Origin of the sequence: Streptomyces sp. (assembly GCF_031181705.1) — a bacterium.
Classification (GTDB): Bacteria; Actinomycetota; Actinomycetes; order Streptomycetales; family Streptomycetaceae; genus Streptomyces.
The window spans coordinates 44,355-69,732 of record NZ_JAPSKN010000009.1; the positions used below are offsets into that span (position 1 = coordinate 44,355).

A 25,378-nucleotide genomic window follows, 5' to 3' on the forward strand; every position below is an offset into this window, starting at 1 on the left:
CACTGTGACCGAGGGGGCCGGCCCGCGCGCCGGAGAGCTGCCCGACGACCTGACCGCGGCCGAGGCCGGCATGTGGCAGGCCTTCCGCAACGGCAGCGTGTACGACCTGAGCAGCGGCGACACCGTGGTCGACGACCCGCACGGCGGCCACCCGTGGGGCGAGGAGCGGACCGTGCGGGCCCGGATCGTGTGCTGGCTGCTGCTCGACGGCCCGCCCGCCCTGGCCGGCCGCGTGGCCTCGCTGAAGCTGGCCGGCGTGCACGTCAGCGGCTCCCTGGACCTCGCGGGCGGCACGGTGACGCCGTACGTCGAGATGCGCCGGTGCCGGTTCGAGCAGGACGTGCTGCTGCCGGAGGCCCGCTTCACGACCATGCGGCTGGTGGACTGCTCGGTGCCCCGGCTGGAGGCGGCCCGGGTGCAGACCGAGGGCGACCTGCACCTGCCGCGCTGCCGCTTCCACCGCGGCGTCCGGCTGACCGACGCGCAGATCGGCACGGACCTGATGCTCAACCAGGCGATCGTGCACCGGGACCGCAGCGGCCGGTCGGTCGCCGCGGACGGCCTGACCGTCGGCCAGGACTTGCAGGCGGAGCTGCTGGAGTCGCACGGCGAGCTGAGCCTGCGCGCCGCCACCATCGGCGTGTCGCTGAGCCTGCGCGGCGCGCGGCTGGCCAACCCGTACGCGCGGCTCGCGCTGAACGCCCCGCAGCTGACCGTCGAGCGCAGCCTGTACCTGACCCCCGCGGGTGTCGGCGCGCAGGCGATGAGCGGGATGACCCCGGCCCAGGGCACGCGGATCCAGCGGTTCGCGTGCGAGGGCGGGATCCGGCTGGACGACGGGCGGTTCGGTGACGCCGTCGACTTCGAGCAGGCCAGGTTCACCCTCGGCGACGACCAGGAGCTGTCGCTGCGCCGGGTGCAGACACCGGAGCTGCGGTTCCTCGGGGAGCAGCCGGCGCGCGGCCGGGTGGTGCTCTCCGGGGCGAGGATCGTCAACCTGATGGACCGGGCCGACGCCTGGCCCGGCCCGGGACGGCTGCACATGGGCGGCTTCACCTACGAGAACCTCGTGCCGCGCGGGCCGTTCCCGCTGGCCGAGCGGCTGGACTGGGTGGCGGCGGCGACCGCCGAGTACAACCCGGAGCCCTACGAGCGGCTCGCCGCCGTGCTGCGGGCCGGCGGGGAGGACGAGGACGCCCGCGAGGTGCTGCTCGCCAAGCAGCGCCGGCACCGCGAGAGCCTGCCGCTCGCCGCCAAGCTGTGGGGGTACGCGCAGGACTGGACGGTGGCCTACGGGTACCGGCCGGGCCGGGCCGCGGTGTGGATGGGGGTGCTGTGGGCGGCGGGCTCGTTCGCCTTCTCCCGAGCGGGCCATCCGCCCATGAAGCGCGGCGAGCACCCCGAGTGGGACCCCGTCCTGTTCAGCCTCGATCTGCTGCTGCCGGTCATCGACCTGGGCCAGGTGGGCTTCTGGCAGTTGCGCGGGGGCTGGCAGTGGCTCGCGACGGCGATGATCCTGCTGGGCTGGGTCCTGGCGACGACGGTCGCGGCGGGGGCGACCCGGCTGCTGCGGCGCAACTGATGGTGCGGATGTGACCGGCGTTGCCGAACTGCCGCGTCTTTACCTTCTCTTGACCCGGCGTCGTACAACTTTCCGCGACTTCCCGGAACGATCTGGCGCTGTCATGACCAGCGGACTTTCAATGGTCGGCACCATGGCCATACAGCTGCCGTTCATCCGCCCGAGCCGGATGACAAGGACCGCCCCCCACCCCGTCGGCGGACTCGGCCCCGACGACGAGGTGCTGCTCGACGCGCCCGACGCCCGGCTGAGCCCGGCGCTGGTCGCCGCCGCCCGCGGCGATCACGGGCCCGCCGCCGGCCTGCTCCTGGCCACGCGCGCGGCCGCCGAGTGGGAGCGGCGCGACGGGTACGTGACCCGCCTGGCCGCCTTCGCGCGCTCGCGCCCCGAGTGGCTGGACGCCTGGCTCGCCACCGCCCCGCAGGACCCGGACGCGCTGCTGGTCGGTGCCCAGCTGGCGGTGGACCGGGCCTGGCGGTCCCCGGCCCGGGCCGAGCTGCTGCGCGAGGTGAGCCCGCTGATCACGGCCGCGGCGCGGGGCGACCAGCGGGACCCGGTGCCGTGGCGGCTCGCGCTCGACCACGCGCGGGGCGCCCAGGCCGGGCACAAGTACTTCGAGGAGCTGTGGGCGGCGGCCGTCCGGCGCGCCCCGCACCACCACGGCTGCCATGTGGCGGCCCTGCGCTACCTGGCCACCTCCTGGCACGGCTCCCACCGCGAGTGCTTCGACTTCGCCGACCGGGCCGCGCAGGACGCCCCCGCCGACGCGCTCGTCCAGGCGCTCCCGCTGCGGGCGGCCTTCGGCTACCTCACCGACGACTGCGGACCCGGCGACTGCGGGCCCGAGGTGCCACGCGAGCGGCTGGACGCGGCCGCCGACCGGGCGATCGCGCTGTCCCCGCTGCTCCCGGCGGCCGACCCTTGGCCCGCCCGGATGCGGAACCTGCTCATCTACGTCCTGGTGCGCCTGGAGCGCTGGCCGGACGCCGCCGAGCAGCTGCGCCTGAACGGCCCGTACGCCACCTCGTTCCCCTGGGAGGAGGGGTCGGACGACCCGCTCGGGCACTTCCTGGCGGTGCGGGACGAGATCCGGTCCGCGGCGGCCGGGCAGCCGTCCGGGCATCCACGGAGTGAACGCGGCGGACGAGACCGCACCGGCGACCATTAGGCTTTTGCGTCGTGACCACCGTCCGGCTCCCCCTCTTCCCCCTGAACTCGGTACTGTTCCCGGGGCTCGTGCTCCCGCTCAGCGTCTTCGAGGAGCGGTACCGCGCCATGATGCGCGAACTGCTGAAGACCCCGGAGGACGAGCCGCGCCGGTTCGCCGTCGTGGCGATCCGCGACGGCCACGAGGTGGCCCCGAGCGCGCCCGGCATGCCCGACCCGACGGCCCTGCCCGAGCGGGGACCCGCGGCCGGCTTCGGCACGGACCCGGCCCATGCCTTCCACAAGGTGGGCTGCATCGCGGACGCGGCGACGATCCGGGAGCGCACCGACGGCTCCTTCGAGGTGCTGGCGACGGGCACGACCCGGGTGAAGCTGCTGTCGGTCGAGGCGTCCGGCCCGTTCCTGACGGCCGAGCTGGAGACGCTCACCGAGCAGCCCGGCGACGAGGCGGCCCCCCTGGCGGAAGGGGTGCTGCGGTCCTTCCGCCAGTACCAGAAGCGACTGGCCGGGGCGCGGGAACGCTCCCTGACGACCGGCGCCGACCTGCCCGACGAGCCGGGCGTGGTGTCGTACCTGGTGGCGGCGGCGATGATGCTGGACACCCCGACCAAGCAGCGCCTGCTCCAGGCCCCCGACACGGCCTCCCGGCTGCGCGACGAGCTGAAACTCCTTCGCTCCGAGACGGCGATCATCCGTAGTCTGCCGTCGTTGCCCGCGTCGGACCTGACGCGGAGCCCGACGAGTCTCAACTGAAGCGGACCGGGATGGCGAAGAAGTCGAAGAAGCAGCAGTCCGGCGGCACCCCCGCGACGGTGGCCCTCACGGCGGCGGGAGCGGAGTACACGGTCCACTCCTACGACCACGACCCCGCGCACCCCTCCTACGGCGAGGAGGCGGCCGAGGCGATGGGCGTCTCCCCCGACCGCGTCTTCAAGACCCTGGTCGCGGACGTCGACGGCGCCCTGACGGTCGCCGTGGTGCCGGTGGCGGGCCAGCTGGACCTGAAGGCCCTGGCGGCGGCGGTCGGCGGCAAACGCGCGACGATGGCCGACCCGACCCTGGCGGAACGCACGACGGGCTACGTCCGGGGCGGTATCTCACCGCTGGGCCAGCGCAAGAAGCTCCCGACGGTCCTGGACGCGTCGGCGTCGGCCCACGCCACCATCTGCGTGTCGGCGGGCCGGAGAGGCCTGGAGGTGGAACTGGCCCCGCAGACCCTGGCGAAACTGACGGGCGCGGTGCTGGCGCCGATCGGCCGCGTCTAGCCCGCGGTCGGTCCGGGCGCGGGGGGGGGCGCCCCGCCACGCCGGGCTCGGCAACGCCCCCGAGCGCGGCACCACGCCGAGCACTAGCCGGCCGACTGCGGCGGATAAGCCCCGTGCTCGAACTCCGGCTCGGGGTCGCGGGGCCCGAACAACGCCGTGAGTCCCAGATGGACGACCAGCGCGGCGAGCGGCCACGCCAGCAGCGCCCCCTTCGCCCCCAGCTTCAGCGGCGCGGAGAACGTCACGCCCCGCCCCACCTCACGCGCATGCGCGACGACGTCCTCCGCGGGTCCGAGCCACACCCCGACCCGCCAGGCCAGCAGCGACCCGAGCAGCCCGCCGACGGCCAGGCCCACCACCAGCGGCACACCCCCGCGCCGCCGCAGCAGGAACACCGCCAGCGCGCTCACGAGGCCGAAACCCAGCCCGAGCAGCGTGAACGTCCCGTCCACTCCGACGGCCTGCTCCCCCTCGGTGTCCTTGAGGTAGACGACCCAGGTCCCGTCCGTCACGTCCCCGACCAGCGGCACGTGCGGCGCGAGCCACCACCACAGCACGCCCAGCAGCACCCCGCCGAGCGCCACGGTCAGGGCGACCAGCCCGGCCTCGCGCACTTCGGTCCTCATCCCGGGGCCGTCCTGTCCGTGCCAGCCGTGCCCGGTGTACTCGGCGTACTCGGCGTGCTGAGCGCCGGGAGCCGGGGCTCCGGACGCCCCGGACGCCCCGGCCGGCGGCTGCCACGGTCCCTGAGCGGAACGGTCGTGGGGTGGCGGTGGCGGAGTCAGTGGTGCGGTCACCCTGCCATCGTGCCAGGCCCGCCTGTGCGCCGCGTCACCGGACGACCCCTCCCCGCTCACCGGACGGCCGCCCGCCGGTACGCCCAGGTCGCCACGGCCAGCGAGACGACACCCACCCCACCGCAGACGGCGAGGTCACCGAGCACGAACGCCCAGTCGGGGTCCGCCCCGAACGTGCGCGCGAACGCCTCCACGCCGTACGTCGACGGCAGCAGGTCCCGCGCGAAGCGCACGGCCCCGGGCATCCGGTCCGCCGGCAGCACGCCCAGCAGCAGCGCCGCCGACATGCCCAGCTGCCCGAGCAGCGTGGCCAGCTCCGGCCGCGGCGCGAGCAGCCCCAGCGCGGCCCCGAGCCCGGCGAGCGCGGCGCCCGCCAGCGGGATCACGGCCATGAGGATCCACAGATGGGCCAGCGGCAGCCCGAACAGCACACAGCCGAACACCGCCGTCACGACCGTCCCGGGCACGGTGAAGGACGCGTACGCGCCCGCCGCGCCGAGCACCACCGCCGCGGGCGGCACCGGCAGGGTCGCGTAGTGGTCGAGCCCGCCGCTGGCGCGCAGCTGCCCGAAGTACTGCGCCAGCAGGTTCAGCGCGACGAAGGCGACCACGAGGACCGACGAGCCGGCGACGACCGCCTGCGCCTCGGCCGCGTCGTCCACGACCCCGCGCATCAGGATCATGATGCCGATCGACTGGAAGGTCGCCACGAACAGCAGCGGGATCCGCGCGACCCTCGCCCGGGAGAGCTGCGCCCGGTACACGGCGGCCAGCGACGGCCACAGCCGCGCCCGGGGCCCGAGCTCGGCCGCGCCCGCGGCGGGCTCCTCCACGGCCAGGGCACCGCCCGGCAGGACATCGGCGGGTACGACACTCACGTCGCGCTGCTCCCCTTCGTCGGGTCCACTGCGGCAGTCGCCCTGTTCGGTACGTACGCGGCGGCCCACGCACTCAGGGCCTCGGTGTTCCTCACGTCCCTCACGCCTTCACCAGTCCCTGCTGCGCGGCACCGCCCAGCGCCAGGTAGACGTCCTCCAGGCTCGGCGTGGCCAGCGTGAAGTCGTCCAGGGCGGCGAAGGCGGCGCCTCCGGTGACGGTCGCGACGACCGTCCGGGCCTCCTCGGGCCCGAGCCGGAGCGTCCAGCGGCGGCCCGACTCCACGGCCCGGTCCCGCAGCGCGGCCACCTCGGGCACGTGCAGCGGAGCCCTGTCCCGCCACACCAGGTCCACCCGCACCTCACCGGCGACCTGTTCCTTGAGCCCGGCGGGCGTGTCGCAGGCGATCACCCGCCCCCGGTCCAGGACGGCCACCCGGTCCAGCACGGTCTCGGCCTCGATGACGTTGTGGGTGACGAGCAGCACGGTCGTGCCGTGCTCGGCCCGCCGCCGGTCGACCGCGGACCACACGGCCCGCCGCGCCACCGGGTCCATGCCGGTGGTCGGCTCGTCGAGCACGAGCAGCGGCCGCTCCCCCACCAGCGCCGCGGCGAAGCACGCCAGCCGCCGCTGGCCGCCGGAGAGTTTCTTCAGCGGGCGTCCGGCGAGGGGCGTGAGGCCGAGCTCGTCGAGGACGGCGTCCCGTTCGGCCCGCGCCCGCCGGACATCCAGGCCGCGCAGCCGCCCGGTGGTCTCGGCGGCGAGCGACACGGTCAGTTCGTCGAGGGCGGACGACTCCTGGCCGAGGTAGGCGAGGATGCGCGCGGCCCGCTCCGGGTGGCGCACGATGTCGTGCCCGAGGATCTCCACACTGCCGGTGTCGGGCCGCATCAGCCCGGTGAGCTGCCGTACGAGGGTGGACTTGCCGGCGCCGTTCGGGCCGAGCAGGCCGAAGATCTCGCCGCGGCGGATCTCCAGCCGTACGTCGTCCGTGGCCCGGACCTCGGGGGTCGCGGGCGCGCCGCGCCGGCCCCGGACCGCCGGATAGGTCTTGGTCAGCCCGCGCACCGCGCACACGATGTCGCCATCGTGCCGAAATGCCTGTGCCGCGCGCTTACTCACAAGGGACGAGACTACGGGGTCGGCGGCCCCGGTCCGCTCTCGGGTCGGCCCGCAGCGGGAAATCCGCCGGCGGAGCCTCAGTCGCCGGCCGGGGCGTGCTCCACACCCGTGCGCACACCGATCTCCTTCCAGAAGCCGGCCCGGATGGCGTAACGGTCGCGTTCGTCGATCTGGTCGTCCTTGTGGGCGAGCAGGCCGAACCGGGCGGCGTAGCGCAGCAGCTCGCCGTCGACCCGGTGCGGGATGCGCGGGTACATCCCGGACAGTTTCTGCAGGTGGCTCTGGTCGCCGAGGCGTTCCACCCAGCGCCGGGCGAAGACCTGGCCCACCTCGAAGGGGTCGCCGCCGACCGTGGTGATGTCCTCCTCGCGGTCGGCCCAGCGCTGCTCGGCGGTGGTCAGCTGGGCGAGCGTCGGCATCGAGGCGGCCTCGGGGGGCTCGGCCGCGGGCCGGTCGACCCAGCCTTTGTCGGAGGACCAGCGCAGGGTGGCGGAGGCGGGGGGCTGGGCGGGCTGGGTGCCGGGGGCGCGCAGGGCGGCCAGGTCTTTGGGCGTGGGGACCCCTTTGGCGGCGGGCACCCGTTCCTCGCTGCCGTTCTGGCCGGGCCCGGGCACCGGGTGCGGGGGCTGCGGGGCGGACCGCTCGGCCGGGGCGGCGAGGGCGGAGTCGGGCAGCGGCGCGGAGAGGATCGCGGCGATCTCGGGCCGGGGGGCGGGCTGCGGGGCGCACACCCCCGAGTAGTCCTTGGCGCGGACGGCCTTGGTGATCCACGCGCGGTCCAGGACGCGGCGCTCGTCGGCCTCGGCGACCAGGTCCTCGGACTGGTTGTAGTCGCCGTCGGCGGCCTGGACGGCCCACAGGTGGACGGCGACGCCGTGTTCCTTGGCGGCCATCATGCCCGGCAGCAGGTCACCGTCGCCGGTGACCAGGACGACGTCGGAGCAGGCGCGGTTGCGGGCCAGTTCGGTCAGCTCGGCGTGCATGGCGGCGTCCACGCCCTTCTGCGCCCAGCGGCCGTCGCTGCGGGTCAGCGCGCCGAGCCGGACGGTGACCCGGGGCATCACGCGCAACCTGCGGTGTTCGGGCTGCGGCACGCGGTCGGGGGCGCCGTCGAACCAGTAGATGCGCAGCAACGGCTGCTGTGTGTCGGATTCGGCACGCTCACGCAGTCCCTGGATGAGGGCTGTGTGGTCGACCGTGATGCGGGACCGCGAGGGCTCCCCGGCGAGGAGACTCGCCGCGGCTCCCAGCAGATACCCGGCGTCCACCAGGACGATGCAGCGGTCCACGCGACTCACCCTCTTCCCGGGAGGTTCGTTTCGGGCTTCCTTCGAGTCTGCCCGACGGCGCGGAGGTTAACGGCCGGAACTCGATCTTCGGCGTGGCGTTTCGCCGCGCCCCGCTCCGACTCCCCCTGTCACGCAGGGTAATTGTCCGACATGCGATCGTTGTCGGCCTGTGTGAATCTGGTCCCGGCCCTGGCCCCTAGATCCCCCACAGGAGGCATCACCATGGCCAAGAACAAGAACCGTGACCGTAAGCAGCAGCGTCCGACCGAGCGCGGGCAGCGGGCGGACCGCAGCCCCGCGGCTCAGGCGGAGCCCCAGACCGAGGTCGAGCTGACCCCCGGCGATGTGGCCTCCCGCAAGCGGAAGCGCAGCTTCGGCCACAACTGACATCTGTGTGACGGGTTTTGGGACCCCTGCACATGCGTGAGGGGCGTACCAGGTACCGGGTACGCCCCTCACGCGCGTCAAGAGCCGTCCGCGGCGCCTCGGTCAGCCCGCCAGGCAGGACGGGCCGAGCAGCACCTTCAGGTCGCCGAAGAGCGCCGGGTCGGGCTTGACCCGGTGCCGGTCCAGGCGCAGCACGGTCGTCTTGGTCGGCCCCTGGAGCCTGATCCGGACCTCGCTGTCGCCCTTGTGGTGGCTGAGCACCTCGCCGAGGCGGCTGACCAGCGGCGGGGTGACCCGGGTGGCCGGGATCGTGAGGACCACGGGCGCGTTGGTGCCGGCGTTGGACAGGTCCGGGACCATCAGCTCCATCGCGACCAGCCGCGGCACGTCCTCGCGCTTGTCCAGGCGGCCCTTGACGAACACCACGGCGTCCTCGACGAGTTGGGTCGAGACGAGCTGGTAGGTCGCGGGGAAGAACATGCACTCGATCGAGCCGGCGAGGTCCTCGACGGTGGCGATGGCCCAGGCGTTGCCCTGCTTGGTCATCTTGCGCTGCAGGCCGGAGATGATGCCGCCGATGGTGACGACCGCCCCGTCCGCGTGCTCACCGCCGGTCAGCTGGGAGATGCCCGCGTCGGCCTTGTCGGACAGGATGTGCTCCAGGCCGAACAGCGGGTGGTCGGAGACGTACAGACCGAGCATCTCCCGCTCCTGGGCGAGCAGATAGGTCTTGTCCCACTCGTCGGTGGAGAACTCCACGTCGAGCCCGAAGCCCGGCTCGCTGGTCTCGGCCTCGCCCATGCCGCCGAAGAGGTCGAACTGCCCCTCGGCCTCCTTGCGCTTGACCGCGACCACGTTGTCGATCATCGGCTCGTACTGGGCGGTGAGGCCCTTGCGGGTGTGACCCAGGGAGTCGAAGGCGCCGGCCTTGATCAGCGATTCGGTGGTGCGCTTGTTGCAGACCACCGCCTCCACCTTGTCGAGGTAGTCCGGGAAGGACGTGTACTTCCCCTTGGCCTTGCGGCAGCGGATGATCGACTCGACCACGTTCGTGCCGACGTTGCGGACGGCGGACAGGCCGAAGAGGATCACGTCGTCGCCCTGGGCCGCGAAGTTGGACATCGACTCGTTGACGTTCGGCGGGAGCACGCGGATGCCCATGCGGCGGCACTCGTTGAGGTAGACGGCCGACTTGTCCTTGTCGTCCTTCACGGACGTCAGGAGCGCGGCCATGTACTCCGCGGGGTGGTTCGCCTTGAGGTAGGCCGTCCAGTACGAGACGAGCCCGTACGCGGCGGAGTGCGCCTTGTTGAAGGCGTAGCCGGCGAAGGGGACCAGCACGTCCCACAGGGCCTGGATGGCCTCGTCGCTGTAGCCCTTCTTGCGGGCGCCCTCCTGGAAGAGGACGAAGTTCTTCGCCAGTTCCTCGGGCTTCTTCTTGCCCATCACGCGGCGGAGGATGTCGGCCTCGCCGAGCGAGTAGCCGGCGATGATCTGTGCGGCCTTCTGCACCTGCTCCTGGTAGACGATCAGGCCGTAGGTGACGTCGAGGACCTCCCTGAGCGGCTCCTCCAGCTCGGGGTGGATGGGCGTGATCTCCTGCTGGCCGTTCTTGCGCAGCGCGTAGTTCGTGTGGGAGTTCATGCCCATCGGGCCCGGGCGGTACAGGGCCGACACGGCGGAGATGTCTTCGAAGTTGTCCGGCTTCATCAGCCGGAGCAGGGAGCGCATGGGCCCGCCGTCGAACTGGAAGACGCCGAGGGTGTCTCCGCGCTGGAGCAGTTCGAAGGTCGTCGGGTCGTCGAGCGGGAGGCTCAGGAGATCGATGTCGATCCCCTTGTTGGACTTCACCATCTTGACGGCGTCGTCCATGATCGTCAGGTTGCGCAGGCCCAGGAAGTCCATCTTCAGCAGGCCGAGCGACTCACAGCTCGGGTAGTCCCACTGCGTGATGGTCACGCCGTCGGTGTGCCGGACCCAGACGGGCACGTGGTCGGTGATGGTCTCGCTGGACATGATCACACCGGCGGCGTGCACGCCCATCTGCCGCACCAGGCCCTCGACGCCCTTGGCGGTGTCGATGACCTTCTTCACGTCCGGTTCGTTCTCGTACATCGCCCGGACCTCGCCCGCCTCCGAGTAGCGCGGGTGGTTCGGGTCGGTGATGCCGTCCAGGTTGATGCCCTTGCCGAGGACGTCGGCGGGCATGGCCTTGGTGATGCGGTCGCCCATCGCGTACGGGTAGCCCAGCACGCGCGCGGAGTCCTTGATCGCGTTCTTGGCCTTGATGGTGCCGTACGTGCCGATCATGGCGACCTTGTCGGCGCCGTACTTCTCCGTCACGTACCGGATCACCTCGACGCGCCGGCGCTCGTCGAAGTCGATGTCGACGTCCGGCATGGAGATGCGCTCGGGGTTGAGGAACCGCTCGAAGATCAGGCCGTGCGGGATGGGGTCGAGGTCGGTGATGCCGAGGGCGTAGGCGACGATCGAGCCGGCCGCGGAGCCGCGGCCGGGGCCGACCGCGATGCCCTGCTTCTTGGCCCACATGATGAAGTCGGCGACCACGAGGAAGTAGCCCGGGAAGCCCATCGAGATGATGGTGTCCATCTCGTACTCGACCTGCTTCATGCGGTCGTCCGGGATGCCGTCCGGGAAGCGGCGGTGCATGCCGCGCATGGTCTCCTCGCGGAACCAGCTGACCTCCGTGTACCCCTCGGGGATGTCGAACTTGGGCATGAGGTCGCGCTTTTGGAACATGCCCGTGGTGTCGACCATCTCGGCGATCAGCCGGGTGTTGGCGCAGCCCTCCTGCCAGGCGTCCGAGGAGTCGATGGCGTACATCTCGTCCGTGGACTTCAGGTAGTAGCCGGTGCCGTCGAACTTGAAGCGGTCCGGGTCGGAGAGGTTCTTGCCGGTCTGGATGCACAGCAGCGCGTCGTGGGCGGTCGCCTCGTGCGCGTAGGTGTAGTGCGAGTCGTTGGTGACCAGCGGGGGGATGCCGAGCTTCCTGCCGATCTCCAGGAGGCCGTCGCGGACCCGGTGCTCGATCTCGATGCCGTGGTCCATCAGCTCCAGGAAGTAGCGGTCCTTGCCGAAGATGTCCTGGTAGTCGGCGGCGGCCTTGAGGGCCTCGTCGAAATGGCCGAGGCGCAGCCGGGTCTGGACCTCGCCGGAGGGGCAGCCGGTGGAGGCGACGATGCCCTCGGACCACTTGGCGATGGTCTCCTTGTCCATCCGGGGCCACTTCTGCAGCCAGCCCTCGGCGTAGGCGTCGGAGGACAGCCGGAAGAGGTTGTGCAGACCGGTCTTGTTCACCGCCCACATCGTCTTGTGCGTGTAACCGCCGGAACCGGAGACGTCGTCCCGCTTCTGGTGCGGCTGGCCCCACTGGATCTTGCGCTTGTTGCGGCGGGACTCGGGCGCGACATAGGCCTCGATCCCGATGATCGGGGTGATCCCGGCCTTCTGCGCGGAGTGGTAGAAGTCGTACGCCCCGTGGAGGTTGCCGTGGTCGGACATGGCGATGTGGGTCATGCCCATCTCGTTGCACGCGTCGAACATGTCCTTCAGCCGCGCGGCACCGTCCAGCAGCGAGTACTGGGTGTGGACGTGCAGGTGCGTGAACGGCGGCTTTGACACGGCTGCGGCCTCCAGGAAGAACACGGGTCGAATGGGGTCCGACAGGCTGCGGACAGTCTGGGGGACAGCGTCGAAGTCTATGCCTCGGCAGTGACACGCGGGGGCCTGACCCGCGTACCTTCGTGCGGGGGCCGTGGGCACTCGCGCGTACCCCCGCACGTTAGGCAGAGGGCGGACCTGCCGCCCTGAGACGCATGCACCAGGAGGCACCCAGCGATGTCGTTCCCGCAGCTCGACGGCGAGCACCGCGGTGAGGAGATCCTCGCCGTCTTCGACACCGCCTTCGGCGAGCTCCTGGCCGCCGACCCGGCCGCGTTCCGCGTGAAGTTCCGGAAGATGGCGGCCTCGGCCTTCGCCTTCTACCGGGGCACGGCGTGCCTCTTCTACCACGACCTCGACCGCGAGGGCCTGCTGAGCGGCCCGTACCTGGACGAGCGCACCTCGCGCGTGTGGATCCACGGCGACCTGCACGCGGAGAACTTCGGCACGTACATGGACGCGAACGGCCGCCTGATCTTCAACGTCAACGACTTCGACGAGGCCTACGTGGGCCCCTTCACATGGGACCTGGCGCGCCTGGCCGCGTCCATCGCGCTGATCGGGTACGCCAAGGCGCTCAGCGACGAGCAGATCACCGAGCTGGTGCGGGTGTACGCGGGCGCCTACCGGGAGCGGATCCACGCCCTGGCCACGGGGGCGAAGAGCGACGAGGTGCCGCCGTTCACGCTGGACACCGCGCAGGGCCCGCTGCTCGACGCGCTGCGGGACGCCCGCTCGCTGACCCGCTTCGGGCTGCTGGAGTCGATGACCGAGATCCGCGACTTCGAGCGCCGCTTCGCGCCGGGCGGCGGCTCGGTCGAGCTGGACGCGGCCACGCGCTACAAGGTCCTCGCCGCCTTCGACGGCTATCTGGAGACGCTTCCGGACAGCTCCCTGGCCCGTCCCGACTCCTACCGCGTGAAGGACGTCGTCGGCCGCCGCGGCATCGGGATCGGCTCGGCCGGGCTGCCGTCGTACAACATCCTCCTGGAGGGCCACAGCGACGCCCTGGAGAACGATGTCGTGATCTACATCAAGCAGGCCCAGACCCCGGCCGTCTCCCGGCACGTCACGGACCGGGCGATCCGCGACTACTTCCAGCACGAGGGGCACCGCACGGTCATCTCCCAGCGCGCCCTCCAGGCGCACGCCGACCCGTGGCTGGGCTGGACCGAGCTGGACGGCGCGGGCCAGCTGGTCGCCGAGGTCTCGCCGTACGCGGTGGACCTCGACTGGGGCGACATCGACGACCCTGAGGAGATCGCCCAGGTGATGGCGGACCTCGGCCGGGCGACGGCCGCGATGCACGCGGCGGCGGACGACCAGTCCGGCGAGTCCCTGGTGCCGTTCTCCACCGAGCGGGCCATCGACGCGGCGATCGCGGCCGACGAGGAGGGCTTCGCGCCCCTGCTGGTCGACTTCGCGCACGGCTACGGCGCACGCGCGCGTGCCGACCACCAGACCTTCGTGGACCTCTTCCGCAACGGCCGGATCCCGGGTCTGTGACGGAAACAGCTCACACAGGCATCCTTTAGGGGTCCCTTACAGGTCCCCGTGACAGACTCTTCTCTCGCTATGGACATATCCGGGATCCCGCTCAGAGCCGTGCGCGCGGCGCTGTTCACGGCCGTGGTCGTGACACTCAGCACCGCGTCGCACGTGCTGCTGTCCCGGGCCCCGCTGCCGGTGGGCACGGTGGCGGCGGTCGCCGCCGCCGTGTTCGTCCTCGCCTACGCGCTGGCCGGCCGCGAGCGCTCCTTCGGGCGGATCGCGGCCCTGCTCATCCCGCTGGAGCTGGCCGCCGACACGGTGTTCACCATGGGCCAGCACGCCTGCTACGGCCGCGCGGGCGGCCCGGTCGCGGGCCCGCTGCGCTCGGTCGGCCTGGACGTGCTGTGCGGCGGCGAGGTCGGCACACCGCTGGCCCGGATGGCCGGCGCCACCGGCACGGAACGGCTGGCGGTCGTGGTCGCCCACGCCGACCCGGCCACGGCCTGGCTGCTGCTCGGCGCGCACCTCGGCGTCGGCCTCACCGCCGCCGTCTGGCTGCGCCGCGGCGAGCGGGCCCTGGCCCAGCTGCTGCGGGCGGTGACGGCGACGACGTTCCGGCCGTTGCTGCTGGCGGTCGCCGCGGTGACGGTACGGCGGCGGCCGGCCGGCCGCCGGCTGCCCGCGCGCCCCGCCGGCCGCACGTCCACCGCCCGCGACCTGGTTCTCGCGTACTCCCTGGGACGGCGTGGACCGCCGTGCTCGCCCGCCCTTATCTGAGGCACCGCCGTCGCGCACGGCGCTTTCGAGCACGAGCAGTCCCCCTTACGTATTCCGCACACGACGTGTGCGCGTCCCCCACGGAGAACATCACCATGAGCAAGCGGAACAGCCAGGCGGCGAAGATGGCGGCCCGCGAGCGGCTGCGCGTCGAGCGCGAGCGCGAGGCCAAGCGGGCGAAGGCCAGGCGGCAGATCATCGTCGCCTGCTCCGTCGTCGGCGTCCTCGCGATAGCCGGCGGCATCGGCTACGCGGTCGTCCAGGCCAACAAGCCCACCTACTGGGAGGCCCAGAAGGACGCCAAGGTCGTCGCCCCGGCCAACACCACGGGTACCGACGGCACCACGGTCGTCATCGGCAAGGACTCGGCGAAGAAGACCCTGAAGGTCTACGAGGACCCGCGCTGCCCGGTGTGCGCCCAGTTCGAGCAGGTCGTCGGCCCGACCGTGAAGAAGGACATCGACGACGGCAAGTACAAGATGCAGTTCATCGGCGCCACCTTCATCGACGACAAGGACAACGGCGAGGGCTCCAAGAACGCGCTGAGCGCCCTGGGCGCCGCGCTGAACGTCAGCGACCAGGCGTTCCTCGACTACAAGGCCGCCCTGTACTCCGCGAAGTTCCACCCGGAGGAGACGACCGACGAGTTCAAGAAGGACAGCTACCTGATCAAGGTCGCGAACAGCGTCCCGGAACTGAAGGGCAACAAGAAGTTCCAGGACGCCGTCGAGAAGGGCACCTACGACGCCTGGGCGATGGCCATGTCGAAGACCTTCGACGACAACAAGGACGGCGTCACCGGCACGCCGGGCTTCGTGATGGACGGCAAGCAGCTCACCGCCGACAGCCAGGGCACGCCGCTGATGACGGTGGCCGACTTCAACCGGGTCGTGGGCGAGGCCCTGAAGAAGTGACGGCGGGCCGCGGACCGGCCGGCGTGTGAAGAGCGGGCGAACTTCCGGAAGTTCGCCCGCTCCGGCGCATACCGACCAGTAACCTGATCGCTCGTGACCAGTCGATACAGATCATCGAACACGTCCGAGGGCCTCAACTCCCTCACCCCGCGCCGCCGTACGGTCGTCAAGGCCGCGGCGGCGACTGCTGTCCTGGCCGGGCCGCTGGCGGCAACCCCGCCCGCGCGCGCCGTCGACCAGGCTCCCGCCTTCCTGCACGGCGTGGCCTCCGGTGACCCGCTGCCGGACGGCGTCCTGCTGTGGACCCGTGTCACGCCCGTCCCCGAGGCGATACCCGGATCCGGGATCGGCCCGGACACCGAGGTCGCCTGGACGGTCGCCCGGGACAAGGCGTTCACGAACGTCGTCGCCAGGGGCTCCACGACCGCCACCGCCGCCTCCGACCACACCGTGAAGGCCGACATCCGCGGCCTGGAGCCGGGCACGGACTACTGGTTCCGCTTCTCCGCCGGGGGCACCGACTCCCCCGCCGCCCGCACCCGCACCGCCCCCGCTCCCGACGCGGCCGTCACCGGCCTGCGCTTCGGCGTGGTCTCCTGCGCCAACTGGGAGGCCGGGTACTTCGCCCCGTACCGCCACCTCGCGGCCCGCGGCGACCTGGACGCCTGGCTGCACCTGGGCGACTACATCTACGAGTACGGCACCGGCGAGTACGGCACCCGCGGCACGGTCGTCCGCCCGCACGTCCCGGCCCACGAGATCGTCACGCTCGCCGACTACCGCGCCCGGCACGCCCGTTACAAGACGGACCCGGACCTCCAGGCGCTGCACGCGGCGGCCCCGGTCGTGGCGATCTGGGACGACCACGAGCTGGCCAACGACGCCTGGTCGGGCGGCGCCGAGAACCACACGGAGGGCGCCGAGGGCACGTGGTCCGCCCGTCAGGCCGCCGCCAAGCAGGCCTACTTCGAGTGGATGCCGGTGCGGCCCGCCATCGCCGGCACCACCTACCGCCGGCTGCGCTTCGGCAAGCTGGCCGACCTCTCGCTGCTGGACCTGCGTTCCTTCCGCTCCCAGCAGGTCAAGGCCGGCGACGGCGAGGTCGACGACCCGGACCGCACTCTCACCGGCCGCGCCCAGCTCGACTGGCTCAAGGCGGGCCTGAAGGCGTCCGACACCACCTGGCGGCTGGTCGGCAACTCCGTGATGATCTCCCCGTTCGCCATCGGCTCGCTCTCCGCCGACCTGCTGGGGCCGCTGGCCAAGCTGCTGGGCCTGCCGCGGGAGGGCCTCGCCCTCAACACCGACCAGTGGGACGGCTACACCGACGACCGCCGCGAGGTCCTGGCCCACCTGCGCGCCAACGCGATCCGCAACACGGTCTTCCTCACCGGCGACATCCACATGGCCTGGGCCAACGACGTCCCGGTGGACGCGGGCACGTATCCGCTCTCCCCGTCGGCCGCCACGGAGTTCGTCGTCACCTCGGTCACCTCGGACAACCTCGACGACATCCTCGAGGTCCCGGAGGGCACGGTCTCCGCGGTCGCCGCGCCGGTGATCCGCGCGGCCAACCGGCACGTCCACTGGGTCGACACCGACCGCCACGGCTTCGGCGTCCTGGACATCACGGCCGAGCGCGCGCAGATGGACTACTACGTGATCTCCGACCGCGCGAAACGTGACGCGACGGCCAGGTGGATCCGCTCGTACCGCACACGCAGCGGCACGCAGAAGATGGAGCGCGTGTACGACCCCGTGTAACCGGAGTCACGTCCGGGCCGGGCCGCGACGGGCAACCTCCTGCCCGAAGTCCTCCTCTCCTCTTGTGCTGACGGATCGTCAGCACAAGAGGAGACAGGAGTCACATGGCCACCCCCCAAGGTGTCGTGAAGAAGTCCGCCGTGCTGGTCGCCGCCCTGGCCCTGGCCGGCGGCACCGCCACCGCCGCCGAGGCGAAGGAGTCCCGCCCGGCCGCGCCGGCCTACGTCAGCCTGACCGTGCTGAGCGCCAAGGCGCCCGTCTACGCCAAGCCCACGTCCTCGTCGACGCGGTACCGCACGGAGCCCCGGGGCACGACCCTGCGGATCGCGTGCTCCACCACCGCCACCCCGTCGGGCAACATGTGGTTCCGGATCTATGACTCGCAGCCGGTGGGCTGGGTGTGGTCCGGGCACTTCGCGTCGCTGGTGAACCCGCCCAAGAAGTGCTGACCGCCCGCTAGAGCGAGTCGAGGAAGCCGAGGGCCACCCGCCAGGTGGCCTCGGCCGCCTCGGCGTCGTGGTCGGGCAGGTCGGGGTCGGTGTAGAGGTGGCCGGCCCCGGCGTAGCGGTACACCTCCACGTCGGCGCCCGTGCGGCCCATCTGCAGGTACCAGGCGCTCAGCCAGTCGTCCGTCTCGAACGGGTCCGGTTCCGCCACGTGCAGCTGAACCGGCAGCCCGTCCACCGTGACGCCCGGCGCGATGTCCGACGTGCCGTGCAGGAGCAGCAGGCCGCGGGCCTTGTCGTCGCCGAGGGCGAGGGTCTGGGCGATGGAGGCGCCGAGCGAGAATCCGGCGTACACGAGCCCGCGCTCCGAGTAGGGCGCGGCGGCCAGCACGGCCCGCTTCAGCAGCTCCTCCTTGCCGGTCTTCTCGTTGTGCTCCATGCCCTCCTCGACGGTCTCGAACGTACGCCCCTCGAAGAGGTCGGGCGTCCACACCTCGTGACCGGCCGAGCGCAGCCGGTCAGCGGCCTGGTGCACCGCGGGCCGCAGCCCGTAGGTCGAGTGAAAGAGCATGATGTTCATGAGGCCATGGTGCCAGCCGGGTGTGACGGGCCCGGGTCGCGGCAGTACCCAGGACGCCGCCGAAGTCACATGTTCATGCCCCGGCGAGCCGGTTAGGTTCGGGGGCATGGAGAACCTGCTACGACCGCTGATCGTGGTCGGTGGCTCGGTCGTGCTCACGCTGGTGATCGGCTGGGCCACCGACTTCCTGCTGCGCAAGGCCGACGAACGGCACCACGACACCCCGCTGTGGGGTCTGCTCCGCCGTGCCCGCATCCCCTACCAGCTGGTGCTGTGCGCCGCCCTGCTGAGAGGGTCCTACGACGAGGCGGACCTGCTGCAGAGCCGCCAGGAGGCCGTCGGCCGGGTGCTGACCCTGGTGCTGATCGGATCGACCGCCTGGCTGGTGATCCGTATCGCGGCGGCGATCGTCGAGACGTCGTACAGCCGGTACGCCCATGGCCGGGCGCACCGCGACCCGGCCCGGGTCCGCCGGGTGCGCACCCAGGTGTCGCTGATCATGCGGGTGGTGTCCGCGATCGTCGGCGTGGTGGCCGCGGCGAGCATGCTGCTGACCTTCCCGGCGTTCAAGGCGGCCGGCGCCTCGCTGCTGGCCTCGGCCGGCATCCTCGGCATCGTCGCCGGTGTCGCCGCCCAGTCCACGCTGAGCAACATGTTCGCCGGGTTCCAGATCGCCTTCGGCGACATGGTGCGCATCGGGGACACCGTGGTCGTGGACGGCGAGTGGGGCACGGTCGAGGACATCACGCTGACGTTCCTGGCCGTGCGCACCTGGGACGAACGGCGGATCACCATGCCGGTGTCGTACTTCACGTCCAAGCCGTTCGAGAACTGGTCGCGGGGCACGCCGCAGATGACCGGCATCGTCTTCTGGCACCTGGACCACACGGCCCCCGTGGAGGCGATGCGCGACAAGCTCCGCGACATCCTGCGCGAGTGCCCGGCCTGGGACGGCCGCGCCTACGACCTGTCCGTCACGGACACCACCCCGAACACCATGCAGGTACGCGCCCTGGTGACCGCCAAGGACGCCGACGACATCTGGACGGTCCGGGTCGCGGTCCGCGAGCGGATGATCCGCTGGCTGGCCGACGAGCACCCGTACGCCCTGCCCCGGGTGAACACGGCGGACGCGGTGCTGCCACCGCCCCGGAACGGCCACCACCCCTCGCGCGACGGAGACCGGCCGGCCTCGTCGGACGGCGTCCCGGTCCAGCGCCGCTACCACGGCTCGCCCCGGACGGAGCGCTGAGGACGACCGGTCAGGGCCGCACACCGGGGAGGACGGCCGCCCGCACCGGCGCGCGGCCGTCCTCCTCTGCCGGGCCTCAGTGCCCGCGCTCGGCGCCGCCGTTGACCTGGATGATCTGCGACGTGATGTGCCCGTCGGCCGGCGAGGCGAGCCAGTGCAGCGTCCCGGCGACGTCCTCGGGCGTTCCGGCCCGCCCGTTCGAGGTCTCGCCGACCAGCCGGGCCCGCCGCTCCGCGCCCATCGCGTCCCCGGAGAACTCGGTGTCCTCGACGTGGCCGGGCGCGACCACGTTCACCGTGATGCCGCGCGGCCCCAGCGCGCGGGCCAGGTCATGGGCGTACGGGTGCAGGCCCGCCTTGGACCGCCGCGTACGCCCCGCTCCCCGACCCGCGGTAGGCGGCGATGGAACCGAGGAACAGCACCCGCCCGCCGGGCTCGGCGAGGCGCGGCTCCAGCGCCTCGGTGAGCGGGACCGCGGTCAGGGTGTTGCGCCTGAGGTTCACGGTCCAGGCGTGCGCGACGGCGTCGAGCGGATCATCACCGGGGGCGTCCGGTTCGAGCGGCCCGCTGCCCCCGGCGCTGTGCACGAGCACGTCCACGGCCCCGAACTCCCGCTTCACGAACCGGGCGACACCGCGCACGTCCTCAGGCTCGGCGAGATCGGCGGCGTACGTCAGCGCGCCGGGCACCCCGGCCTTCTCCAGCACCTCGGCCCGCCGCCCGAGCGACAGCACCCGGTCCCCGTCGGCGGCGAACACCCGAGCCGCCGCGAGCCCGATTCCCGTACCTCCACCACTGATCACACATTCCGCGCCATGGCCGACGACCGTACGCCGCCCGGGCCGTCCGCCGTCGTACCCCGTGCACGGCCGCGGAGACACACCCGCCGCCGACGGCGGGCATGCCCCGCGGGGAGCCGGGAGCGGCGGCCACGGGCGGCGGGTGGGCGGGCGGCTCACCGCAGGCTCCGCACGTCGAGATGGCGCAGCACCCGGTCCACCACCTCCGGATCGGCTCCCGGTTCACTCCGCGCCGCCAGCACCTCGTGCCGCGCGGCGCTCAGCATCTCCTGCTGGATCCGCCGCATCCGCTTCAGCTGCCGCGCCCGCTCACGATGCGCCTCACGCCGCTCGTCCTCGGCCACCTCCGGGCTGATCCGCACCCCGATGTCGAACGCGCGCCGCAGCATCTGCTCGGACAGCTCCTCCGGCAGCTCCTCGGACTCCTCGATCTCCCGCAGCCGCCGCTTGGCCGCCTTCGCCGCCCGGATCGCCAGGGTCTTCGCGAAGTCCTTCTCCACGTCCGTGTCGGCCTTCACCCCGAGCCGCCGCACCAGCCACGGCAACGTCAGCCCCTGCACGACCAGCGTCACCATGATCACGCCGAACGCGATGAAGATGATCTCGTCCCGGTTCGGGAACGGCGCCCCGGAGTCCGTCTCCAGCGGAATGGCCAGCACCAGCGCGACCGAGGCCACCCCCCGCATCCCCGACCACCACATCACCACGGTCTCGCGCCAGCTCACGGGGATGTCCTCGTCGTAGTCCCGCCGCGCGTGCAGCCGTTTGGTCAGCCAGGTCGCCGGCAGCAGCCACAACAACCGTACGAGGACGACCACGCCGACCACCAGCGCCGCCCACCCGAGCAGCTGGCCCCACCGGCCGGCCGCGGTGTGGACGGCGTTGTGCAGCTCCAGTCCGACCAGCCCGAAGGCGACGCCGGTGACGAGCGTGTCCACGATGTTCCAGAACGTGTGCCCGGCCAGCCGCGTCATGACGTCGTCGGCGTCGGCGCCGTACTCCGCGAGGAACAGGGCGGTGGTGAGCACGGCGAGCACTCCGGAGCCGTGCATCTCCTCGGCCATCACGTAGGAGGCGTACGGCACCAGCAGGGTCAGCGAGATCTGCAGGGTGGCGTCGTCGAGCAGTTCCATCAGCTTGTTGGTGCCCCAGCCGAGCGCGAGGCCGACGGCCACCGCCACCACCGCCGACAGCACCAGGTCGAGCCCGGCCTTCCAGGGCGAGAACGTCCCGCTCACGGCGGCGGCGATCGCCACGTGGTAGAGGACGATGGCCGTCACGTCGTTGAAGAGCCCCTCGCCCTCCAGGATCGACACCAGCCGGCGCGGCAGCCCCAGCTGCCCGGCGACGGCGGTCGCCGCGACGGGGTCCGGCGGCGCCACCAGCGCACCGAGCGCGAACGCCGCGGCGAGCGGCAGGCCGGGCACGATCGCGTCGGCCGCGGCGGCCACACAGGCCATGGTGACGAACACCAGCGCCACGGCCAGCAGGAAGATGGGTCTTCTGTTCGCCGCGAACTGCCGCCAGGAGGTGCGCCGCACGGCGGCGTACAGCAGGGGCGGCAGCAGCAGCGGCAGGATCAGGTCCGGCGGGATGTCGACGTTCGGGACGAACTCGAGCAGCGCGAGGACTATGCCGAGCAGGGTCATCAGCACCGGCGCGGGCACCCCGAGCCGATCCCCGACCGGGACGCTGATCACGGCCCCGAGCAGCAGCACGAACAACAGGGCCAACTGATCCACGGTCAGCGCTCCGGGAGGTCAGACGGTCACACGACTGATCTCAAGCGTGCCACGCAACGCCCGTGACAAACCGTTTCGGCACCCGCCGCGGCGGGCTAGAGCGAACGCCGCATCCCCTGGTGGGGAATCCCGGCCTCCAGATACTCCGGCCCGTGGGCCACATAGCCCAGCCGCTCGTAGAAGCCGAGCGCGTGTGTCTGGGCGTGCAGGTCGACGGCCGCGAGCCCGCGCGCGCGTGCCACGTCCTCGATGGCCCGCACCAGGGCGAGACCGACACCGAGCCCGCGCGCGTGAGCGGCCACGGCGAGGCGCCCGAGGGAGCCCACGGACGGGTCGGCCCCGGTCTGCGCCACGGCCGCCTCCCCGACCAGCAGCCGCCCGGTCCCGAGCGGCACACCGTCCTCCCGGATCGCCAGCACGTGGACGGCCCCGGCGTCGTACGCGTCGTACTCCAGGTCCTCCGGCACGCCCTGCTCGCCGACGAAGACCTCCTTGCGCACCGCGAAGCACGCCTCACGGTCGGCCGGGTCCTCGGCGACCCGCACCGCGTATCCCGGCTCGCTCACGCGTACGTCTCCTCCCGCACCTGGTCCAGGGCGCTGCGCAGGTCCTCCGGGTAGTCGCAGGAGAACTCCACCCACTGCCCGTCCCCGGGGTGCTCGAAGCCGAGCCGCACCGCGTGCAGCCACTGGCGGGTCAGGCGCAGCCGCTTGGCGAGCGTCGGGTCGGCGCCGTACGTCAGGTCGCCGACGCAGGGGTGCCGGTGCGCGGCCATGTGGACGCGGATCTGGTGGGTGCGGCCGGTCTCCAGCTTCACGTCGAGCAGGGACGCGGCGCGGAACGCCTCGATGAGGTCGTAGTGCGTCACCGACGGCTTGCCCTCGGCGGTGACGGCCCACTTGTAGTCGTGCTGCGGGTGCCGTCCGATGGGCGCGTCGATGGTGCCGCTGGTCGGGTCCGGGTGGCCCTGGACGAGCGTGTGGTACCGCTTGTCGACCGTGCGCTCCTTGAACTGGCGCTTCAGCGACGTGTACGCGTACTCCGACTTGGCCACGACCATCAGCCCCGACGTGCCCACGTCGAGCCGGTGGACGATGCCCTGGCGCTCGGCGGCGCCGGACGTGGAGATCCGGTACCCGGCGGCGGCGAGGCCGCCGATGACGGTCGGACCGGTCCAGCCCGGCGACGGGTGCGCGGCCACGCCGACCGGCTTGACGATGACGACCACGTCGTCGTCGTCGTGCACGATCTCCATGCCCTCGACCGGCTCGGCCACCACCTGCACCGGCGCGGGCGCCTGCGGCATCTCGACCTCCAGCCAGGCCCCGCCGTGCACCCGCTCCGACTTGCCGACCACCGACCCGTCGACCGCGACCTTCCCCGCCGCGGCCAGCTCGGCCGCCTTGGTACGGGAGAAGCCGAACATGCGGGAGATGGCGGCGTCGACGCGCTCGCCCTCCAGGCCGTCGGGCACGGGCAGGGTACGGATCTCGGGAAGCGTGCTCACCCGTCGAGTATGCCGGACGGCTGCGGCACGCCCGTACGAGCCTGTGGAAAACCCGGGCCGCCGCTCAGTCCTTGTGGACGGTGCCGTCCGGGTCCAGCCCCTTGAACGACAGCAGCACGATCAGGATGCCGCCGCACACGATCGCCGAGTCGGCCAGGTTGAACACGGCGAAGTGCTTGGGCGCGATGAAGTCCACGACCGCGCCCTCGAAGACGCCCGGCGCGCGGAAGATCCGGTCGGTGAGGTTGCCCAGCGCCCCGCCGAGCAGCAGGCCGAGCGCGATCGCCCAGGGCAGGCTGTAGAGCTTGCGGGCGAGACGGGCGATCACCACGATCACCGCCGCGGCGATCATCGTGAAGATCACGGTGAAGGCCTCGCCGAAGCCGAAGGCCGCGCCCGCGTTGCGGATCGCCTCGAACCTCAGCCAGTCCCCGATGATCTCGATCGGCGGGTGGTGCTCCAGCTTGGCCACCACGATCAGCTTGCTGATCAGGTCGAGGGCGTAGGCGAACAGGGCCACCGCGAAGAGCACCGCGATCCGGCGCCTGCCCCGGGGTGCGGGCCCGGCCGCGGCCTCCGGCTCGCCGGTCCCGGACGCCCCGGCGGCCGCCGGACCCGTCGGTTCGGAGCCGGACTCGCCGGCCCGCGCGCCGGTGTCCCCGGAACCGGGCCGCTCCCGTCCGTCCCCGGCCGCGTCCGGTGTGTCCGGCGTACCGATGATGCGCTCCGCCTCTGCCACGTGAGTCCCTCAACCTAGGTGCCTGACTGAGCACGAGGGTACGTCACGGCTCGCGCGACGCACGTGCTCAGGAGGCATTCGGCGGGGTCAGTACCGGCGCTCCTGCTTCTGCTTGCACTCCACGCACAGGGTGGCCCTCGGGAAGGCCTGCATCCTGGCCTTGCCGATGGGGTTGCCGCAGTTCTCGCACAGGCCGTAGGTGCCGGAGTCGAGGCGGTCCAGGGCGCGCTCGGTCTGGTCGAGCATCTCGCGCGCGTTGGCGGCCAGGGCCAGCTCGTGTTCGCGCGTGATGTTCTTGCTGCCGGTGTCCGCCTCGTCGTGGCCCGCGCCGTCCCCGGAGTCCCGCATCAGACCGGCGAGCGACCGCTCCGACGAGGTGATCTCCTCCCGCAGCCGCGCCTCCTCGGACAGCAGCTCGGACCTGGCCTCCTCGACCTCCTCCGCCGTCCAGGGGTCCTCCCCCGGGCGTACCGCCAGCTCACCGGGCTCCACCAGGCCCGCCCGTGCCTTCGGAACGGCGGTTTTCGCCGCCGTGGCCGTGCCAGGGGTCTTCTTCGCACCCACCGTCGTCGCTCCCGTCTGCGGCGCGGTCCCGGCCGCGCCCGCCTTCTTGGCCGTGCTGCTCCCGGCCGTGTCCTGTGTGACCGCGCCGGTCCGGGCGGTGCCCGTGCCGGCCGCGCTCTTCGTGGTGGTGCTCCCGCCTCCGGCGCCCTGCCCGGCCACGCCTTCGGCACCCTTCTTCACGGCCCCGCCCCCACCGGCCCTCCCCTTGCCGCCGACGTTCTTCCTGGCCGGAGCCTTCCCCGCCACAGCCTCCTTGGCGCCTGTTTTCCTGCCGGGCGCCTCAGCGCCCTTCTCCGAGGCGGCCTTCTCCGAGGCGGCCTTCTCCACCGGCGCCTTCCCGGCCGCCGCCTTCGCCGGCCCCGATCCGGCCCCTGCCGCCTTCTTCGAGACCACCGCCTCGACCCCGGCCTTCTTCGCGGGGGCTCGCTCGGCCGGGGTCTTCTTGGCTGCGGCTTTCTTGGCCGGAGCCTTCTTGACTGCGGCCTTCTTGCCCGGAGCCTTCTCGGCTACGGCCTTCTTGCCCGGAGCCTTCTCGGCTACGGCCTTCTTGCCCGGAGCCTTCTTGGCTACGGCTTTCTTGGCCGGAGCCTTCTTGGCCACGGCCTTTTTGGCCACGGCCTTCTTGGCCGGAGTCTT

General features: G+C 72.2%; 22 protein-coding genes and 1 pseudogene. 11 read left to right on the forward strand and 12 right to left on the reverse strand.

The annotated features are described in order from the left end of the window. Positions 1–4: 4 nt before the first annotated feature. The 4 genes from RIN80_RS03740 (at position 5) to ybaK (ending at position 4,014) form a co-directional block, all read left to right on the forward strand. The gene (locus RIN80_RS03740; RefSeq protein ID WP_309094016.1) at positions 5–1,582 is read left to right on the forward strand and encodes an oxidoreductase; all 1,578 of its coding nucleotides are present in this window, start codon (positions 5–7) and stop codon (positions 1,580–1,582) included. 121 nt (positions 1,583–1,703) lie between these two features. Next, positions 1,704–2,750 carry a hypothetical protein gene (locus RIN80_RS03745; RefSeq protein WP_309094038.1) on the forward strand — a complete coding sequence of 349 codons (1,047 nt, stop codon included), beginning with the start codon at positions 1,704–1,706 and terminating at the stop codon, positions 2,748–2,750. A gap of 11 nt (positions 2,751–2,761) precedes the next feature. Further along, positions 2,762–3,502, forward strand: coding sequence for an LON peptidase substrate-binding domain-containing protein (locus RIN80_RS03750; RefSeq protein WP_309094017.1), 741 nt, complete (start codon positions 2,762–2,764; stop codon positions 3,500–3,502). An 11-nt stretch (positions 3,503–3,513) separates the two neighbouring features. Next, positions 3,514–4,014, forward strand: a complete 501-nt coding sequence (gene ybaK, locus RIN80_RS03755; protein ID WP_309094018.1) for a Cys-tRNA(Pro) deacylase — start codon at positions 3,514–3,516, stop codon at positions 4,012–4,014. An 83-nt stretch (positions 4,015–4,097) separates the two neighbouring features. Here ybaK and RIN80_RS03760 read toward each other — a convergent pair whose 3' ends face one another. From RIN80_RS03760 to RIN80_RS03775, 4 genes are all read right to left on the reverse strand, one after another. Beyond that, positions 4,098–4,811 (reverse strand): AAA family ATPase, encoded by a 714-nt coding sequence (locus RIN80_RS03760; protein WP_309094019.1) that lies wholly within the window; start codon positions 4,809–4,811, stop codon positions 4,098–4,100. Between the two features lie 56 nt (positions 4,812–4,867). Further along, positions 4,868–5,689: an ABC transporter permease gene (locus tag RIN80_RS03765; protein ID WP_309094020.1), complete on the reverse strand. Its 822-nt coding sequence runs from the start codon at positions 5,687–5,689 to the stop codon at positions 4,868–4,870. 100 nt (positions 5,690–5,789) lie between these two features. Then, a complete protein-coding gene (locus RIN80_RS03770) occupies positions 5,790–6,764 on the reverse strand; it encodes an ABC transporter ATP-binding protein (protein ID WP_309094039.1) in 975 nt (324 codons plus the stop codon). A 122-nt stretch (positions 6,765–6,886) separates the two neighbouring features. After that, positions 6,887–8,098 (reverse strand): NYN domain-containing protein, encoded by a 1,212-nt coding sequence (locus RIN80_RS03775; RefSeq protein WP_309094021.1) that lies wholly within the window; start codon positions 8,096–8,098, stop codon positions 6,887–6,889. A gap of 222 nt (positions 8,099–8,320) precedes the next feature. Here RIN80_RS03775 and RIN80_RS03780 point away from each other — a divergent pair, with 222 nt between their 5' ends. Beyond that, a complete protein-coding gene (locus tag RIN80_RS03780) occupies positions 8,321–8,485 on the forward strand; it encodes a hypothetical protein (RefSeq protein ID WP_309094022.1) in 165 nt (54 codons plus the stop codon). Positions 8,486–8,587: 102 nt separating this feature from the next. Here the strand turns inward: RIN80_RS03780 and dnaE are convergent, their stop codons facing one another. After that, positions 8,588–12,127 (reverse strand): DNA polymerase III subunit alpha, encoded by a 3,540-nt coding sequence (gene dnaE, locus RIN80_RS03785; protein ID WP_309094040.1) that lies wholly within the window; start codon positions 12,125–12,127, stop codon positions 8,588–8,590. 216 nt (positions 12,128–12,343) lie between these two features. On the opposite strand from dnaE, the gene RIN80_RS03790 reads away from it, so the two are divergent. The 5 genes from RIN80_RS03790 to RIN80_RS03810 all read left to right on the forward strand — a co-directional run bounded on the left by RIN80_RS03790 (position 12,344) and on the right by RIN80_RS03810 (position 17,561). Then, positions 12,344–13,672 (forward strand): DUF2252 domain-containing protein, encoded by a 1,329-nt coding sequence (locus RIN80_RS03790; RefSeq protein WP_309094023.1) that lies wholly within the window; start codon positions 12,344–12,346, stop codon positions 13,670–13,672. 69 nt (positions 13,673–13,741) lie between these two features. Then, complete coding sequence (locus RIN80_RS03795) at positions 13,742–14,434, forward strand: hypothetical protein (RefSeq protein WP_309094024.1); 693 nt, start codon at positions 13,742–13,744, stop codon at positions 14,432–14,434. Between the two features lie 95 nt (positions 14,435–14,529). Then, entirely contained in the window at positions 14,530–15,348 is an 819-nt protein-coding gene (locus RIN80_RS03800) for a thioredoxin domain-containing protein (protein ID WP_309094025.1), read from the forward strand. A 93-nt stretch (positions 15,349–15,441) separates the two neighbouring features. Further along, a complete protein-coding gene (locus RIN80_RS03805) occupies positions 15,442–17,112 on the forward strand; it encodes an alkaline phosphatase D family protein (protein ID WP_309094026.1) in 1,671 nt (556 codons plus the stop codon). A 104-nt stretch (positions 17,113–17,216) separates the two neighbouring features. Continuing rightward, the gene (locus RIN80_RS03810; protein ID WP_309094027.1) at positions 17,217–17,561 is read left to right on the forward strand and encodes a hypothetical protein; all 345 of its coding nucleotides are present in this window, start codon (positions 17,217–17,219) and stop codon (positions 17,559–17,561) included. Between the two features lie 7 nt (positions 17,562–17,568). Here the strand turns inward: RIN80_RS03810 and RIN80_RS03815 are convergent, their stop codons facing one another. Continuing rightward, entirely contained in the window at positions 17,569–18,138 is a 570-nt protein-coding gene (locus RIN80_RS03815) for a dienelactone hydrolase family protein (RefSeq protein ID WP_309094028.1), read from the reverse strand. A gap of 106 nt (positions 18,139–18,244) precedes the next feature. Here RIN80_RS03815 and RIN80_RS03820 point away from each other — a divergent pair, with 106 nt between their 5' ends. Beyond that, a complete protein-coding gene (locus tag RIN80_RS03820; protein ID WP_309094029.1) occupies positions 18,245–19,390 on the forward strand; it encodes a mechanosensitive ion channel domain-containing protein in 1,146 nt (381 codons plus the stop codon). Positions 19,391–19,466: 76 nt separating this feature from the next. Here the strand turns inward: RIN80_RS03820 and RIN80_RS03825 are convergent. The 6 genes and pseudogenes from RIN80_RS03825 to RIN80_RS03850 all read right to left on the reverse strand — a co-directional run bounded on the left by RIN80_RS03825 (position 19,467) and on the right by RIN80_RS03850 (position 25,357). Beyond that, positions 19,467–20,207 (reverse strand): annotated as a pseudogene (locus RIN80_RS03825) (SDR family NAD(P)-dependent oxidoreductase). A gap of 138 nt (positions 20,208–20,345) precedes the next feature. Continuing rightward, positions 20,346–21,932, reverse strand: coding sequence for a Na+/H+ antiporter (locus RIN80_RS03830; protein ID WP_309094030.1), 1,587 nt, complete (start codon positions 21,930–21,932; stop codon positions 20,346–20,348). Positions 21,933–22,027: 95 nt separating this feature from the next. After that, entirely contained in the window at positions 22,028–22,498 is a 471-nt protein-coding gene (locus RIN80_RS03835; protein ID WP_309094031.1) for a GNAT family N-acetyltransferase, read from the reverse strand. Continuing rightward, complete coding sequence (locus RIN80_RS03840; RefSeq protein WP_309094032.1) at positions 22,495–23,439, reverse strand: RluA family pseudouridine synthase; 945 nt, start codon at positions 23,437–23,439, stop codon at positions 22,495–22,497. Before RIN80_RS03840 ends, RIN80_RS03835 begins: the two co-directional genes overlap by 4 nt. A 64-nt stretch (positions 23,440–23,503) precedes the next feature. Then, positions 23,504–24,178 carry a signal peptidase II gene (gene lspA / locus RIN80_RS03845; protein ID WP_309094033.1) on the reverse strand — a complete coding sequence of 225 codons (675 nt, stop codon included), beginning with the start codon at positions 24,176–24,178 and terminating at the stop codon, positions 23,504–23,506. Between the two features lie 87 nt (positions 24,179–24,265). Beyond that, positions 24,266–25,357, reverse strand: a complete 1,092-nt coding sequence (locus RIN80_RS03850; protein WP_375141602.1) for a TraR/DksA family transcriptional regulator — start codon at positions 25,355–25,357, stop codon at positions 24,266–24,268. Positions 25,358–25,378 lie beyond the last annotated feature (21 nt).

Coding starts and splice junctions, on each gene's coding strand:
- RIN80_RS03745 (WP_309094038.1), top strand. CDS start 1,704: ATGGTCGGCACCATGGCCATACAGCTGCCGTTCATCCGCCCGAGCCGG.
- ybaK (WP_309094018.1), top strand. CDS start 3,514: ATGGCGAAGAAGTCGAAGAAGCAGCAGTCCGGCGGCACCCCCGCGACG.
- RIN80_RS03780 (WP_309094022.1), top strand. CDS start 8,321: ATGGCCAAGAACAAGAACCGTGACCGTAAGCAGCAGCGTCCGACCGAG.
- RIN80_RS03790 (WP_309094023.1), top strand. CDS start 12,344: ATGTCGTTCCCGCAGCTCGACGGCGAGCACCGCGGTGAGGAGATCCTC.
- RIN80_RS03795 (WP_309094024.1), top strand. CDS start 13,742: ATGGACATATCCGGGATCCCGCTCAGAGCCGTGCGCGCGGCGCTGTTC.
- RIN80_RS03800 (WP_309094025.1), top strand. CDS start 14,530: ATGAGCAAGCGGAACAGCCAGGCGGCGAAGATGGCGGCCCGCGAGCGG.
- RIN80_RS03810 (WP_309094027.1), top strand. CDS start 17,217: ATGGCCACCCCCCAAGGTGTCGTGAAGAAGTCCGCCGTGCTGGTCGCC.
- RIN80_RS03815 (WP_309094028.1), bottom strand. CDS start 18,138: ATGAACATCATGCTCTTTCACTCGACCTACGGGCTGCGGCCCGCGGTG.
- RIN80_RS03820 (WP_309094029.1), top strand. CDS start 18,245: ATGGAGAACCTGCTACGACCGCTGATCGTGGTCGGTGGCTCGGTCGTG.